Source organism: Pyrococcus horikoshii OT3 (assembly GCF_000011105.1).
Taxonomy (GTDB): domain Archaea; phylum Methanobacteriota_B; class Thermococci; order Thermococcales; family Thermococcaceae; genus Pyrococcus; species Pyrococcus horikoshii.
The window spans coordinates 412,608-427,129 of sequence record NC_000961.1; the positions used below are offsets into that span (position 1 = coordinate 412,608).

At 44.2% G+C, this 14,522-nt stretch carries 13 protein-coding genes and 1 other RNA gene; 10 read left to right on the top strand and 4 right to left on the bottom strand.

The window, feature by feature from the left end; translation table 11 throughout:
- Nucleotides 1-19 precede the first annotated feature (19 nt).
- From lonB to PH_RS02155, 6 genes are all read left to right on the top strand, one after another.
- On the top strand, nt 20-3,403 hold the full coding sequence (lonB, locus tag PH_RS02135; RefSeq protein ID WP_010884561.1) for an ATP-dependent protease LonB: 3,384 nt from the start codon (nt 20-22) through the stop codon (nt 3,401-3,403).
- 25 nt (nt 3,404-3,428) lie between these two features.
- A complete protein-coding gene (locus PH_RS02140; protein WP_048053132.1) occupies nt 3,429-4,487 on the top strand; it encodes a glycosyltransferase in 1,059 nt (352 codons plus the stop codon).
- Nucleotides 4,488-4,582: 95 nt separating this feature from the next.
- Nucleotides 4,583-6,544 carry a glyceraldehyde-3-phosphate:ferredoxin oxidoreductase gene (gor, locus tag PH_RS02145; protein WP_010884563.1) on the top strand — a complete coding sequence of 654 codons (1,962 nt, stop codon included), beginning with the start codon at nt 4,583-4,585 and terminating at the stop codon, nt 6,542-6,544.
- 187 nt (nt 6,545-6,731) lie between these two features.
- The gene (locus PH_RS10100) at nt 6,732-6,992 is read left to right on the top strand and encodes a type VII toxin-antitoxin system HepT family RNase toxin (RefSeq protein WP_394295106.1); all 261 of its coding nucleotides are present in this window, start codon (nt 6,732-6,734) and stop codon (nt 6,990-6,992) included.
- The gene (locus PH_RS02150; protein ID WP_010884565.1) at nt 6,946-7,335 is read left to right on the top strand and encodes a type VII toxin-antitoxin system MntA family adenylyltransferase antitoxin; all 390 of its coding nucleotides are present in this window, start codon (nt 6,946-6,948) and stop codon (nt 7,333-7,335) included. The genes PH_RS10100 and PH_RS02150 overlap by 47 nt, the downstream gene beginning before the upstream one ends.
- Before the next feature lie 32 nt (nt 7,336-7,367).
- On the top strand, nt 7,368-8,066 hold the full coding sequence (locus PH_RS02155; protein ID WP_010884566.1) for a TIGR02253 family HAD-type hydrolase: 699 nt from the start codon (nt 7,368-7,370) through the stop codon (nt 8,064-8,066).
- Here PH_RS02155 and PH_RS09550 read toward each other — a convergent pair.
- The 4 genes from PH_RS09550 to PH_RS02170 form a co-directional block, all read right to left on the bottom strand.
- An RNA gene (locus PH_RS09550) (C/D box small nucleolar RNA) lies at nt 8,057-8,112 on the bottom strand. The genes PH_RS02155 and PH_RS09550 overlap by 10 nt on opposite strands.
- The gene (gene pgsA / locus PH_RS02160) at nt 8,105-8,671 is read right to left on the bottom strand and encodes an archaetidylinositol phosphate synthase (protein WP_010884567.1); all 567 of its coding nucleotides are present in this window, start codon (nt 8,669-8,671) and stop codon (nt 8,105-8,107) included. The genes PH_RS09550 and pgsA overlap by 8 nt, the downstream gene beginning before the upstream one ends.
- On the bottom strand, nt 8,589-9,200 hold the full coding sequence (locus tag PH_RS02165) for a tRNA (cytidine(56)-2'-O)-methyltransferase (RefSeq protein WP_048053133.1): 612 nt from the start codon (nt 9,198-9,200) through the stop codon (nt 8,589-8,591). Before PH_RS02165 ends, pgsA begins: the two co-directional genes overlap by 83 nt.
- 5 nt (nt 9,201-9,205) lie before the next feature.
- Nucleotides 9,206-10,798 (bottom strand): transglutaminase domain-containing protein, encoded by a 1,593-nt coding sequence (locus tag PH_RS02170; protein ID WP_010884569.1) that lies wholly within the window; start codon nt 10,796-10,798, stop codon nt 9,206-9,208.
- A gap of 72 nt (nt 10,799-10,870) precedes the next feature.
- On the opposite strand from PH_RS02170, the gene PH_RS02175 reads away from it, so the two are divergent.
- From PH_RS02175 to PH_RS02190, 4 genes are all read left to right on the top strand, one after another.
- Nucleotides 10,871-11,641, top strand: a complete 771-nt coding sequence (locus PH_RS02175) for an SAM hydrolase/SAM-dependent halogenase family protein (RefSeq protein WP_010884570.1) — start codon at nt 10,871-10,873, stop codon at nt 11,639-11,641.
- Nucleotides 11,638-12,198 carry a nicotinamide-nucleotide adenylyltransferase gene (locus PH_RS02180; protein ID WP_010884571.1) on the top strand — a complete coding sequence of 187 codons (561 nt, stop codon included), beginning with the start codon at nt 11,638-11,640 and terminating at the stop codon, nt 12,196-12,198. The genes PH_RS02175 and PH_RS02180 overlap by 4 nt, the downstream gene beginning before the upstream one ends.
- Nucleotides 12,199-12,207: 9 nt before the next feature.
- Nucleotides 12,208-12,396, top strand: a complete 189-nt coding sequence (locus PH_RS02185) for a transcription elongation factor NusA (RefSeq protein WP_048053134.1) — start codon at nt 12,208-12,210, stop codon at nt 12,394-12,396.
- A 605-nt stretch (nt 12,397-13,001) separates the two neighbouring features.
- The gene (locus PH_RS02190) at nt 13,002-14,501 is read left to right on the top strand and encodes a carboxypeptidase M32 (RefSeq protein ID WP_048053135.1); all 1,500 of its coding nucleotides are present in this window, start codon (nt 13,002-13,004) and stop codon (nt 14,499-14,501) included.
- Nucleotides 14,502-14,522 lie beyond the last annotated feature (21 nt).

Consider the following 14,522-nt stretch of genomic DNA (forward strand, 5'->3'; position numbering starts at 1 on the left):
TTATAAAACTGGAATAAAAATGTTAAGTGGCGAGAGCGAGATGGATGAGGAGAGAATGGATTTAGGGATTGAGTTTGAAACTACTGAGGAGATTCCCGTTCCCGAGAGATTAATTGATCAGGTTATAGGTCAAGATCATGCGGTTGAAGTTATAAAAACCGCTGCAAAGCAGAGGAGGCATGTCCTGCTTATCGGTGAGCCTGGAACAGGTAAATCAATGCTCGGTCAAGCCATGGCTGAGTTACTACCGACAGAGGAGCTGGAGGATATCCTCGTCTTTCCAAATCCAGAAGATGAGAACATGCCCAGGATAAAAACGGTTCCAGCGGGCCAGGGAAGGAAGATAGTTGAGGAGTACAGGAGGAAAGCTAAGGAGCAGGAGGGGGTTAGATTCTATCTCCTCTTCTTCGTGTTCTTCATAGTTGCAATGGCCGTATTCTTGAGCCATGGAGATCCTAACACCCTCCTCCTTGGAGTGTTCGTAATACTCGTAGCCTTAATGGTCACAGCTAACATGAGGTTCAAGACCCAAGCAATGGTTCCTAAGTTACTGGTCGATAACTCCGGAAGGAAGAGAGCACCGTTCGTGGATGCAACTGGAGCCCATGCTGGGGCTTTGCTTGGCGATGTAAGGCACGATCCATTCCAGTGCTTTAGTGGCGAAGAAGTCATTATAGTTGAGAAGGGGAAGGATAGGAAAGTGGTCAAGCTCAGGGAATTCGTCGAGGATGCCCTTAAGGAACCCTCTGGAGAGGGGATGGATGGTGACATTAAAGTAACCTATAAGGATCTCCGGGGAGAGGATGTAAGAATACTAACCAAGGATGGATTCGTGAAGCTCCTCTATGTGAATAAGAGGGAAGGAAAGCAGAAGCTTAGGAAGATAGTAAACCTCGATAAGGATTACTGGCTTGCGGTAACGCCTGACCATAAAGTATTCACATCGGAAGGTCTCAAAGAAGCGGGAGAAATTACCGAGAAGGATGAAATAATAAGGGTTCCACTTGTGATCCTCGATGGCCCTAAGATAGCTAGTACCTATGGTGAAGATGGGAAGTTTGATGATTATATCCGCTGGAAGAAATATTATGAGAAAACTGGCAACGGCTACAAGAGAGCTGCAAAGGAGCTTAATATTAAGGAAAGTACACTTCGCTGGTGGACTCAGGGAGCTAAACCAAATTCACTTAAAATGATAGAAGAACTTGAGAAACTTAATCTGCTTCCACTAACTAGTGAAGATAGTAGACTTGAAAAAGTGGCAATCATTTTGGGAGCTCTCTTTAGTGATGGGAACATCGACAGGAATTTTAATACATTAAGCTTTATTTCAAGTGAGAGAAAGGCCATAGAACGCTTTGTAGAAACGCTTAAAGAGCTCTTTGGTGAGTTTAACTATGAAATTAGGGATAATCATGAGAGCTTAGGAAAAAGTATTCTCTTTAGAACGTGGGATAGGAGGATTATAAGATTCTTTGTGGCCCTTGGTGCACCCGTTGGTAACAAGACTAAAGTTAAACTTGAGCTTCCATGGTGGATCAAGCTCAAGCCATCACTTTTCCTGGCATTTATGGATGGCCTTTACAGTGGTGACGGAAGTGTGCCAAGGTTTGCTCGTTATGAAGAGGGCATAAAATTCAATGGGACCTTCGAGATAGCCCAGCTTACTGATGATGTTGAGAAGAAGCTACCGTTCTTTGAGGAGATAGCTTGGTATTTAAGCTTCTTTGGGATTAAGGCAAAGGTTAGGGTAGACAAAACGGGAGACAAGTACAAGGTTAGACTTATCTTCTCCCAGTCCATAGACAACGTGCTTAACTTCCTTGAGTTCATTCCAATAAGCCTTTCTCCTGCAAAGAGAGAAAAGTTCCTTAGGGAAGTTGAAAGCTATCTAGCAGCTGTTCCAGAGTCAAGTCTTGCTGGAAGAATTGAAGAACTTAGAGAGCATTTCAACAGGATCAAGAAGGGAGAGAGGAGAAGCTTCATAGAAACCTGGGAGGTTGTGAATGTTACCTATAATGTAACTACAGAGACAGGGAACCTCCTTGCTAACGGTTTATTCGTTAAGAACTCTGGAGGTCTTGGAACCCCAGCTCACCTTAGGGTTGAGCCTGGAATGATACACAGGGCTCACAAGGGAGTGCTATTCATAGATGAGATAGCTACCCTCTCGCTCAAGATGCAACAAAGCCTTCTAACGGCTATGCAGGAAAAGAAGTTCCCGATAACTGGTCAGAGCGAGCTTTCGAGTGGAGCTATGGTAAGAACGGAACCTGTCCCATGCGACTTCATACTAGTTGCCGCAGGGAATTTAGACACGATAGAGAAGATGCATCCGGCTTTGCGTTCTCGTATAAGGGGTTACGGTTATGAAGTATACATGCGCACAACTATGCCCGACACCCCAGAGAACAGGAGGAAGCTCGTCCAGTTCGTGGCCCAGGAAGTTAAAAAAGACGGTAGAATTCCACACTTCACTAGGGATGCTGTGGAAGAGATAGTTAGGGAAGCCCAGAGGAGAGCCGGAAGGAAGGGTCACCTAACGCTCAGGCTAAGGGATCTCGGTGGAGTTGTAAGGGCCGCTGGAGATATAGCGGTTAGAAAGGGGAAGAAGTACGTAACGAGAGAGGATGTCCTTGAGGCATTGAAATTAGCCAAGCCATTGGAGAAGCAGCTGGCCGATTGGTACATAGAGAGGAAGAAGGAGTACCAGGTAATAAGGGTTGAGGGTGGTGAGATAGGAAGGGTGAACGGTTTGGCAATAATCGGAGAGCAGAGCGGTATAGTTTTACCAATAGAAGCTATAGTGGCCCCGGCAGCTAGCAAGGAGGAGGGTAAGATAATAGTCACAGGAAAGCTTGGTGAGATAGCAAAGGAAGCAGTCCTTAACGTTTCGGCAATAATAAAGAGGTACAAGGGAGAGGATATAAGTAAGTATGACATACACGTCCAGTTCCTCCAAACTTACGAAGGGGTTGAAGGTGATTCAGCAAGCATAAGTGTTGCCACCGCTGTTATTTCGGCCCTGGAAGAAATTCCAGTAAGGCAGGATGTTGCAATGACCGGTTCCCTCAGCGTACGTGGTGAAGTGCTCCCAGTCGGTGGCGTTACCCCGAAGATAGAGGCCGCAATCGAAGCTGGAATTAAGACGGTTATAATTCCGAAGTCTAACGAAAAGGATGTCTTCTTGAGCCCGGATAAGAGGAAGAAAATTAAGATAATACCGGTCGAGAGAATAGATGAAGTACTTGAAGTAGCCCTTGTTGAGAGCGAGAAGAAGAGGGAACTTATTAAGAGGGTAAGGGAGAGCTTACCGTTATGGATGGAAGAAACGCCTAGTGGTGAAACCCTTCATGAGCATAAGGGAGGTGCAACTTTACCTCTAGAAGAGAGCAAAGCTTAACAAACCTAAATGGCAGGGATTTGAATTGAAGGTTGAGTTCTTTCTCCTTCTGATTGTTTTCCTTTGGGATGGATACTTCTTTTTTAGATACATCCTCGGTATCCTGAGGGGGTATAAGACTAAGGTTTGGGATCCTGAGGTGAGCATAATAATCCCAGCTTATAATGAAGAGGAGAACATAAAAAGAGCAATTAAAGCTGCTCTTTCTCAGGATTATCCAGTTAGCGAGGTAATAGTTGTGGACGATGGGAGCGAGGATGGAACGTACGAGAGGGCCAAGGAAATTAAAGATCATAGACTTAAGGTACTGAAGATAGATCATAGGGGAAAAGCGGGGGCGATAAATGAGGGTCTTAAAATCGCCAAGGGAAGTGTGATCGTAACTACCGATGCGGACTCTTTCATGAGCAAGGATGCAGTTAGGAGGTTAGTTGAGAGGTTTTACTCCGATGATGTTGTTGCAGTTGGGGGCCAAATAAGGGTCATCGTTGAATCCTTCATGACGCTCGTTCAGGATATAGAGCACCTGAGAATTGCGATGTATAGGAGAGGGAAGGAGCTTGAAAATTTAAGCTTAGCCCCCGGTCCCCTTTCCGCTTTCAGAAGGGATGTTCTCGAAAAGATCGGTGGGATACAGCGTAGTATAGTTGAAGATTACGCCACGACTAAGATTGTAAAGAAGTATGGAAGGGTTGTTTACGCGCCGAAGGCTAAACTCTACACTAGAATGCCTATCACCCTTCGAGATCTATGGAGGCAACGAAAGAGATGGTTCTTGGGGGATCTTCAGCACCATAACCTGAATGACCTTCTGAATCTACTCCTTGGGGATGTAATAGCCCTCCTAGATGTGATACTTCCCTTCATCTTCCTATTAGAGGGTAGTTATCTCCCCCTTTTAGCCTTCGTGATGTTCGAAGTAATAACCATGGTGATAGCGGTAATCTGGGAGGGAGGCTCCTTAATCGAGGCCCTGCTTTTCCCCGTTGTCCTCTGGTTCTTGGCCCTCTTCTACCTTTCCCTCCACTTATACGGATACGCTGTCTATGGCTTGAAAAGTTTGCTTAGATTCACTCGTTCCTAGATCTCCCTTCTAGCATTCAAAAGAGTAACCGTGAAATTTTTAAATTAAAGAAAGCAAAGTTACACCCTTGGTAGTGGGTGAGGGGGTGATCCACTATGCGCTTTTCGGTATTAAAGCTAGACGTTGAAAAAAAGGAAGTAAAGCTTGAAGACGTCGACATTCCAGAGGTGTATGGTATAATAGACTATGGAATTCACATCCATAATAAGTTGAAAACCTATGAGATTGAGCCTTACGATCCAAGAAACGTAGTGATAATCGGAAAGGGCCCATTTGCGGGCTCCGCGTTACCTGGATCTCATAGGTTAGTGTTCTTCTACAGATCTCCCCTTTATGGAACTCTGTTCCCCTCAACCATGGGAGGAGCGAGCTATCAATTTCAGCATGTTGGAGTCGACTTCGTAGAGGTACATGGGAGATCAGAGAAACCAACAGTTGTGATAATGAAGAACGATGGAGAAAACGTAAGCGTAAGCTTTTATGAGATAGAGCTAGAAAAGGTAATTGAGATCTGGAAAGGTTATAAGGGAGAGGAGGGGGTTTATGCTCTAACCCAATACCTCCTTGATAACCTTTCTCCAGAGTTTGAGGGGATGGAATTTAGGATTGCGGTTGTTGGTCCAGCTTCGTTGAATACCAATTATGGAGCTGTCTTTTCTCAGGCCCTAAGAAACGGAAAGAGGGCCATTGGAAGTGAGGACTGGGCTGCAAGGGGAGGAACGGGTAGCGTTCTGCTGAGGGCCCACAACGTGGTTGGTATAGCATTTGGGGGGAAGAAGAGAAAGAAGAAGTTCCCTGGGGAGGATATAACCAATATGTCAACGGCTAAGAGGATAGTTGAGGGTGTCCACAAGAAGCCTTACAACGATGTCGTTACAAGCGCAACAACGAAGTATAGGTACAATCCAAAGCTTAGGACTGGAGGAACCTTTGGTGGAAACTACCCCGCTGAGGGGGAACTGGTTCCAATTTTGAACTGGCAGATGCCATACATTCCGAAAGAGGATAGGATCAAGTTGCATGAGTTAATAATGAAGTACTATTGGGAACCTTTCAACAAAGAGTCGATCGAGCCCAAGAACTGGACAACGTGCGGTGAACCATGTCCCGCTGTATGTAAGAAGCACAGGAGAGGTCACCACGTTGAATACGAGCCATATGAAGCAAATGGTCCGCTTAGCGGTAGTATCTCCCTTTACGCAAGTGATATTAGCGTTCATGCGGTTGATGCCATGGGTTTCGACGCGATAGAATTTGGAGGAACTGCAGCATGGATATTTGAGCTCATTCACAGGGGGTTGTTAAAGCCTGAGGAAGTTGGAATAAGCGATAAGCCTAGGTTCAGTAAGGAAGATTTAATGAACGATCCTGAGGGGACCAGCGAGCACAATGCTAAGCTAGTTGCCGAGTTAGCTCACTCAGTAGCGTTTGCTAAGACTGAAATTGCTAAGATAGTTGGGCTTGGGAAGAGGAAAGCCAGTAGAATACTGGATGAGAAGTTTAAGGATAGGCTAAAGTACGGGGAGAGCTTTAAGGATTACGCTGTTTATACCCCTCTGGGTGAGGATGGAGAGATAAATCCAACAATGTACTGGGCTATTGGAAACTACATTCCGCTTCCAATTCAAGGTAGGTATTGGACGTTCTATGCCTTCGGAACGTTCCTGGAACCAGAAGAGCTTGCTGAAAAGATAGTATCCTCTGCCCTCTGGGAATTCTGGTACGACAACGTTGGGTGGTGCAGATTCCATAGGAAGTGGCTAAAGCCTACCCTTAAAACTCTATTCATGGAGGCTTATGGTGAGAACGTAGATATGGAGGAGCATGCGAAGAAGCAGATCAGGAGGCTCATAGATTACGCAAAGAAAGCTGGCTACGTTCCAGTCTTCTGGGATAGCATGAGGGTTATCGACCTGGTCTCAAAGGGAAGTGAGGAATTCGGTAACGAGAAATGGTCCGAGAAGTTTAGAAAGGATAAGATCGGAACGGCCAAGGAATACCTTAAGAGGGTGCTAGAGGCTTACAGCTTATTAATGGGGACTGACTGGAGGATTTAGGGGTGGAACTGTGGAGATCGACAGGGATTTAATTGAGAGAAAAGGTTAGTGATATAATATCAACCCTAAACGAGCTGGAAGGAAATAGTTGGGAAAGGTAAAGATGAGTTTCTTTCTTCTTACCTTAAATATGTAGCTAAATACCTGTTTCTCGATATGTAATCACATAGTCGTTAGAAGTGGAAAGATACCTGGAAGTTATTCAGAGTGCTTTTTAGAGCTCTCAAAGATCGGTGTAATATCAAGAGAGCTAGCAGATGATCTCTCAAAAATGGCGAAGTTTAGAAACATTCTTCTCCATCAATACCGGAGAATTGATGATGAAGTGGTGTATGAGATTATAATGAAGGATATACCTCTGACCTTGAGGACTTTGAGAGAGGTGATGGAATACGTTGAGAATGGAAATAGAGGAAAAGATAAGGAAGGCCTTAGAGGGTCATCATGAAATAATCTTTGCTTATCTTCACGGAAGTTTCCTTGTCACCGAGGGTTTTATGGATATTGACATTGCAGTCTACGTGGATGATTCCGTTAGGGATTACCTGGAGTACGAGCTCTCTTTAGCGGTTGAACTTGAGAGGATGATTGGAAAGGATGTAGACGTTAGAGTCCTCAACGATGCACCTCCAGCTTTCAGGTATCGTGCAATTAAGGGAAAGGTAATACTTGATCGCGATCCTGAGGTAAGATTAAACTTCATTGAGAGAACCGTATGGGAGTACTTGGATTATGAACCTCTTGAAAGGAGAATGAGGGAGGAGTTTCTATCCTCGATAAAAAGGGTTTAATATTCCTTGACATTTCTGCACTTGGTGGTGCTATGATAAGGGCGGTGTTCTTTGACTTCGTTGGAACCCTCTTAAGCGTTGAAGGGGAGGCTAAAACCCACTTAAAAATCATGGAGGAAGTTCTCGGTGACTATCCTTTAAATCCCAAGACCCTCCTGGATGAGTACGAAAAGCTAACTAGGGAAGCCTTCTCTAACTACGCTGGGAAGCCTTATAGGCCTATAAGGGATATTGAGGAGGAAGTAATGAGAAAGCTAGCTGAGAAGTATGGGTTTAAGTATCCTGAGAACTTCTGGGAGATACACCTTAGGATGCACCAGCGTTATGGAGAGCTCTATCCCGAGGTTGTGGAGGTACTTAAGAGCTTAAAGGGAAAGTATCACGTTGGCATGATAACGGATTCGGATACCGAGTACTTAATGGCCCACTTAGATGCACTGGGGATAAAGGATCTCTTCGACTCGATAACCACGAGCGAGGAAGCGGGCTTCTTCAAGCCTCATCCCAGGATATTTGAGCTCGCCCTCAAGAAAGCTGGTGTAAAGGGAGAGGAAGCAGTTTACGTCGGAGATAACCCAGTTAAAGACTGCGGGGGCTCTAAGAACCTCGGAATGACGTCAATACTCTTAGATAGGAAGGGAGAAAAAAGAGAATTTTGGGATAAGTGCGACTTCATAGTCAGCGACTTGAGAGAGGTAATTAAGATAGTTGACGAGCTAAATGGTCAGTAACGGCAGGGTTCATCATTCTTCAGGGGTAGCAAACTTCATCATCCCATTTCCAATCTTTTCTTTGCCTCATATACCCTCTGTATGAACGTTATCCAGGATAGTATAGCTACCAGGTATACTCCAATTTTAACGGCATTGAATAGGGATGCTATGAATATTATTATTATCCTCTCACCCCTTTCGGCAATTCCGATGGCTAACGTTCCTGAACCGGCGAGTTCCGCTCTGCACCTTGAGTAGCTAACCATGTACGAGCCGATTAAAGTTAAGAAAGTTACATCCCACCTGACCAATCCACCCAGGGCTATTCCAAATAATATCGAGGCATCGCTAAGCCTGTCAATCGTTGAATCCAGGAAGCCACCAAACTTTGAAACCTTCCCAGTGGCCCTGGCTAGTGCTCCGTCTAAAGCATCTAGAAAAGCCCCAACCGCTAGTATTATTCCAGCTAAGATTTGATTTTGAAGGTAAAATTCGTAGGAAGCTAGGAGGGTTATCAAGAAACCTATAATGGTTAATTGGTTAGGGGTTATCCCCAGTGAAGCCAGAGTTTTCCCAATTCTTTCCAGGGGTTGCTTTACCTTCGGCCTTATCTTGCTCAGCATACCCTTGAACCTCCACGACCTTCTTACCTCTAGCCTGCGGCACTATCTTGATCTTAGCCCCTTTAAACTCTTTTTTCAACCCTTTCCCTTCCAGGAGTCTATCCAGGAGTACAGCTAATGCAGCAACCTCACTGTGCGGTTGATTTCCTATTGCAACGTTGTAATCCGCTAGTTCATAGACTTCCCTTGGAACCTTTTCGGCCCCAACTATGATCATGAAGTCTTCGCCTTTTTTGAGCTTCTCCTTTAGCTCTTCAATAACATCATCAACGTGCAAACCGTACATCGTTAGATGAACCTTTACCCCTGTAAATTCTTTCATAACCTTCCTCCAATTTCTGTTGAACTCTATAAAGAAAGGCCCACCCCATCTTTTTACAACATCTTCAACGCTCTCCTTGACCTTTTCATCCTCCTCAGATGCTATTATTATCCCATCGGCCCCAAAAGCCCTAGCGGTTAAGGCAACGTGAGTTGTAACCCTCTTATCCCTCTCCGGCCTGTGTCCGAGTCTAAGCACCACTATCATCTTAATCACCTGTAGAGGTTTATGAGCTTCTCCCAATAAATTCTAAAGTCTTCTTCCCAGGGGATATCTCTGTAGAATTTATAGAATGCATCTATCGTCTTTTTAAGTTCATTCACATGGACTTTCTCAAGTAATTGCTTAGCTTCCTCGGGTTTCGCGGATGTGAAGAGGAACATTGCGAATATCCTTTCATCTTCGTTGTTCATGCTATTAAGCATTATCCTAACCTGAGAGAAAGTTGATGGATCTAAGCTCTTTGAGAGATGGTTAAATAGGGCTTTCTCAGTTATACTTAGGTATTCTTTGGTGAGATCCTCATGGGCATGACCCGAGGGGCTGGGCTTTAAGGCTACCAACGATTTCCCAAATACGGTAATCTCCTGGTAGATCTTTGGATACCACCTCGTAGCTATGAACTCTTCTCTGGTTCCGAAGAACATGTGGTTAAAGTCGATAACGTACCACTTTCCCGAGAGGTAGGCCTCTACGAACGGGCTATAGGTACAATCCGTTTCGCTGTATACGCTTACAATCCTTGCCGGGATGTTGAGGGATCTTAAATACGCAACCATTAGTATCTCTGCTTCTGTAGGTGATATTGAGGAGGATTCCATGATCTTCTGGGGATCAAGGGTCTTGATCCTCCTCTTCTCTATGACGTAATTTGTGACTATGTGATTGTAAACGGCTTTAGCTGCTTCAACATCCGAATTCGCAACGGAGAGTAGATCTTCTACGCTCTCCCTAAACATCGTCCTATTCTCTATTTTAGATTTTGAACCGTACATCCACTCCCAGTATCCGTCAACGATATCATTGTAGAATATCCATTCACTCAAATTCCCGTATATATCTTTCACATCTTCCGGCGAGAGTTCCCAGGGTTTCCAAACTATTAAAATATCTTTTTCCCCTATTAACTTACCAGAAACCTGAAGGGATGCATATTCAATAATCACGTACATTCTAACCTTTTCATACCTTGGAGGAACTTTGAACTTGAATACCACCTTTCCCTTGGAGTTGGCATCTATCTTATTTGGAACTTCCTTATCAATGACTTCAAGATCCTCAGCGCTAACTTCAGCACTAACTATATTGACTGGAACAGTTAAATTATTCACGATCTCTCCTGACACGATAATGATCTTTCCTCCCTGAACCTTTGAAGGAACCGTCAAGTTAAGGTTGACGCTATCCTTCAGTTCCTCACTCGAAACTTTTATCGTCGTTTCGTATGTTATACCTCTCCAAACCCTATTGAGTTCATCAACTATGTCAAGGTAGGCTTTGAAGTGATAATTTCCCGGAATTTTCGGCCCCTTTATCGTCCAAATTAACTTAGCAGAATCTCCAACTTTTATTGGATGCTCTAATTTGGGGCTTTGGACAATGAAGAACTCCTCCCCCTCGACGACAAGCTTTGCATCGACGATCCCAACCTTTCCAGTATTATTCAGGGTGACTATCAGGTGGAACACCCCACTGGGAGGTATCGTTGTCCTGTCGATTTCAAATTTAACACTAGCTGGTGATTTTATCAAGCATCCTAAAGCAAGTGTTGCAAGTATTACCACTATTAACTTTAAATGTTTCATAACTTCACCATAGGATTGTAGGTTAAAATGTTAATAAAGTTTATTCAGGTTATTAAGGCATGGGGAGGTTGAATGATAACCTTAACCACCGACTTCGGATTGAAGGGGCCTTACGTTGGGGAGATGAAGGTTGCCATGCTAAGGATAAATCCGAATGCAAAGATAGTTGACGTAACTCACTCTGTGACTAGGCATTCCATTTTAGAAGGTTCCTTTGTCATGGAGCAGGTAGTTAAGTACTCACCTAAGGGAACCGTTCACGTTGGGGTAATAGATCCTGGGGTAGGAACCGAAAGGAGGGCTATAGTGATTGAAGGGGATCAGTACTTGGTAGTTCCTGACAATGGGTTAGCGACTTTACCTTTGAAGCATATTAAAGTTAAATCCGTTTATGAGATAATTCCAGATAAGATTAGGAAGTTCACGGGATGGGAGATAAGTTCGACTTTCCATGGTAGGGATATCTTTGGACCAGCGGGAGCATTAATAGAGAAGGGTATTCATCCTGAGGAATTCGGTAGGGAAATTCCAGTGGATAGTATCGTAAAGCTGAACGTTGAACCCAGGAAAGAGGGAGACGTTTGGATCCTAAAGGTTATATACATAGATGACTTTGGCAACGTGATCTTGAATCTCGAAAACTATGAAAAACCTAGAACCGTTGAGCTTCTGGATTTTAACTTAAGGCTTCCGTATTTAGAGACCTACGGCCTAGTTGAGAAAGGGGAGATGTTAGCCCTTCCTGGCAGTCACGATTATCTTGAGATAGCAGTTAATATGGGATCAGCAGCGGAAAGGTTAAACGTTAAAGTTGGGGATGAGCTAAGGGTGAGGTTGCTATGATAAGGGGACTCTTCGTTGGGAGGTTCCAGCCCGTTCATAAGGGTCATATAAAAGCATTGGAATTCGTGTTTTCGCAAGTAGACGAGGTTATAATAGGTATTGGAAGCGCTCAGGCTAGTCATACGCTTAAGAATCCTTTTACAACCGGTGAAAGGATGGAGATGCTCATAAGGGCCCTTGAAGAGGCCGGCTTCGACAAAAGGTATTACCTAATCCCCCTACCTGATATAAACTTTAATGCAATTTGGGTTCCCTACGTTGAGAGCATGGTTCCGAGGTTTCACGTAGTCTTTACTGGAAATTCACTGGTTGCCCAGCTCTTTAAGGAGAGGGGTTATAAAGTAGTCGTTCAGCCCATGTTCAAGAAGGATATTCTCTCAGCGACGGAGATAAGGAGGAGGATGATAGCGGGAGAACCCTGGGAAGATTTAGTTCCTAAAAGCGTAGTTGAATATATAAAGGAGATAAAGGGAGTAGAGAGATTGAGGAATCTTGCAACTAACCTTGAATCCTCGGAAAAGGAGCTTCAAGCCCCGATAAGGGTTCCCGAGTATTAGGTGATGAAAATGGATGAGATATATAGCAGGCTTAAGGAGATGTTGAGGGTAGAGATATTGGATATAGAGTTCAAGGATGATAAGATAATAGTTTACGTCCCGAAGGATGAGGTCAGGCTAGCCGTTGGCTACGGAGGAGCAGTCGTTAAGTCAGCTGAACTAGTACTTGGCAAGAAAATAGAGGTTAGGGGTAGATGAGAAAGCAGGAACTTGAAAACCTTTTTCTTCGTGCTATTCTCTGATTTTATCCGTTCTGGTTAGTCGTGTAATGTCGTTATAACTGACCTTTTCAGTCTCCCGTCTTCATCATGGAACCTTTGGGGAACGGTAACTCCTCGCATCTTCAGGCATTCGGATCACATGTCAGAGACTGCTTCACTACTGACAAAACTATAAAAAATTTCGAAAAAAGTCAACAAATGTTTCGCTTGATTCTATCTATGGAACAGCCCCGCGCTTCTAAGACTTAACATAAGGAACTAATATGTAAATTTCCCACAGCAGAACTGGCCTTAAGAGCTCAAGAAACCCTTAAAGCTAGCTATTGACTTGGGAAAGACCATAGAACCCAGCCAAGCCACGACTTCTGACCTCCTTCCCGCTCTAAAGGACTGGGCTTTCAAAAGAAAAAGGTAATGACATTTACAAACTCCACAAAAACCACGGCTAACCAGAAACAGCTTGCAATCTCTTTTTTGCTATTTTATATGTGAAGTAAAAAATTTTCCTCTTCCTTTTCCTTCTTTTAGATTTCGATGGAAACGGTTTTAAGGAGGTTGCATTTAGAAAAGTCGGGTGAAACCATGGAGGAAGTTTTTAGAAATGATACAATTAAGGAGATCCTTCAAAAGTATAGGAGAATTTGGGCTCTAGGGCATGCTCAGAGCGTCCTAGGTTGGGATCTTGAAGTTAACATGCCTAAGGAGGGAATACTAGAGAGGTCAGTGGCCCAGGGAGAGCTCTCAGTCCTTTCCCAGGAACTGTTGCTAAAACCAGAGTTCGTTGAACTAGTTGAGAAGGCTAAAGGAATTGAAGACCTAAACGAATATGAAAGAGGAGTTGTTAGAGTCCTTGATAGGCAGATAAGGATAATGAAGTCCTTCCCGCCTGAATTCCTAAAGGAGGTGAGTGAAACAACTTCAAAGGCTACAAAAGCTTGGGAGGAAGCCAAGGCTAAGGATGACTTCTCGAAGTTTGAGCCATGGCTGGATAAGATAATCAGCCTAGCAAAGAGGGCAGCGGAGTACCTAGGTTACGAAGAGGAGCCTTATGACGCTTTACTGGATCTTTACGAAGAGGGTCTTAGAACTAGGGATGTAGTTAAGATGTTTGATGTTCTTGAGAAGGAGCTTAGACCTTTGCTCGAGAAGATACTAGAGGAAGATAAGGTCCCAAGGGAACACCCGCTAGAGAAGGAGAAATATGAAAGGGAGTGGATGGAGAAGGTCAACCTCTGGGTACTTGAGAAGTTCGGTTATCCTCTAGGCACCAGAGCAAGACTTGATGTTTCGGCTCATCCGTTTACAACGGAGTTTGGAATAAGGGATGTTAGAATAACAACCCGTTACGAGGGCTTTGATTTCAGGAGAGCTTTGTTAAGTACGATTCACGAGTTCGGTCATGCACTATATGAGCTTCAGCAGGATGAAAGGTTCATGTTCACTCCAATAGCTGGTGGAGTAAGCCTTGGAATTCATGAGAGCCAGTCCAGGTTCTGGGAGAACATAATAGGTAGAAGCAAAGAGTTCGTCGAGTTTATATACCCTGTACTCAAGGAAAACTTACCCTTCATGGAAAAGTACACCCAGGAGGATGTTTACCTCTACTTCAACATGGTCAGGCCTGACTTCATAAGGACGGAAGCCGATGTAGTAACCTACAACTTCCACGTCCTCTTGAGGTTCAAGCTCGAGAGGATGATGGTAAGCGAGGATGTCAAAGCTAAGGATCTCCCTGAGATGTGGAACGATGAGATGGAGAGGTTGCTGGGGATAAGGCCTAAAACCTATAGGGAGGGAATCCTTCAGGATATCCACTGGGCCCACGGAAGCATAGGCTACTTCCCGACCTACAGCATAGGGACGATACTCTCAGCTCAACTGTACTATCACATAAAGAAGGATATCCCTGACTTTGAAGAAAAGGTTGCTAAAGGTGAGTTTGAACCGATAAAGTCCTGGCTCAGGGAAAAGATACACAGGTGGGGCAGCATCTATCCACCTAAGGAGCTACTAAAGAAAGCTATAGGTGAAGATGTAAACGCTGAATACTTCGTTAGGTGGATTAAGGAGAGGTATCTCTAGTTTTTTTATTATTTTTATAAC

What these genes read in the sequence shown, in the direction of transcription:
- lonB (WP_010884561.1), top strand. Translation starts at nt 20, where the DNA reads ATGTTAAGTGGCGAGAGCGAGATGGATGAGGAGAGAATGGATTTAGGG.
- gor (WP_010884563.1), top strand. Translation starts at nt 4,583, where the DNA reads ATGCGCTTTTCGGTATTAAAGCTAGACGTTGAAAAAAAGGAAGTAAAG.
- PH_RS02150 (WP_010884565.1), top strand. Translation starts at nt 6,946, where the DNA reads ATGGAAATAGAGGAAAAGATAAGGAAGGCCTTAGAGGGTCATCATGAA.
- PH_RS02155 (WP_010884566.1), top strand. Translation starts at nt 7,368, where the DNA reads ATGATAAGGGCGGTGTTCTTTGACTTCGTTGGAACCCTCTTAAGCGTT.
- pgsA (WP_010884567.1), bottom strand. Translation starts at nt 8,671, where the DNA reads ATGCTGAGCAAGATAAGGCCGAAGGTAAAGCAACCCCTGGAAAGAATT.
- PH_RS02165 (WP_048053133.1), bottom strand. Translation starts at nt 9,200, where the DNA reads ATGATAGTGGTGCTTAGACTCGGACACAGGCCGGAGAGGGATAAGAGG.
- PH_RS02170 (WP_010884569.1), bottom strand. Translation starts at nt 10,798, where the DNA reads ATGAAACATTTAAAGTTAATAGTGGTAATACTTGCAACACTTGCTTTA.
- PH_RS02175 (WP_010884570.1), top strand. Translation starts at nt 10,871, where the DNA reads ATGATAACCTTAACCACCGACTTCGGATTGAAGGGGCCTTACGTTGGG.
- PH_RS02180 (WP_010884571.1), top strand. Translation starts at nt 11,638, where the DNA reads ATGATAAGGGGACTCTTCGTTGGGAGGTTCCAGCCCGTTCATAAGGGT.
- PH_RS02185 (WP_048053134.1), top strand. Translation starts at nt 12,208, where the DNA reads ATGGATGAGATATATAGCAGGCTTAAGGAGATGTTGAGGGTAGAGATA.
- PH_RS02190 (WP_048053135.1), top strand. Translation starts at nt 13,002, where the DNA reads ATGGAGGAAGTTTTTAGAAATGATACAATTAAGGAGATCCTTCAAAAG.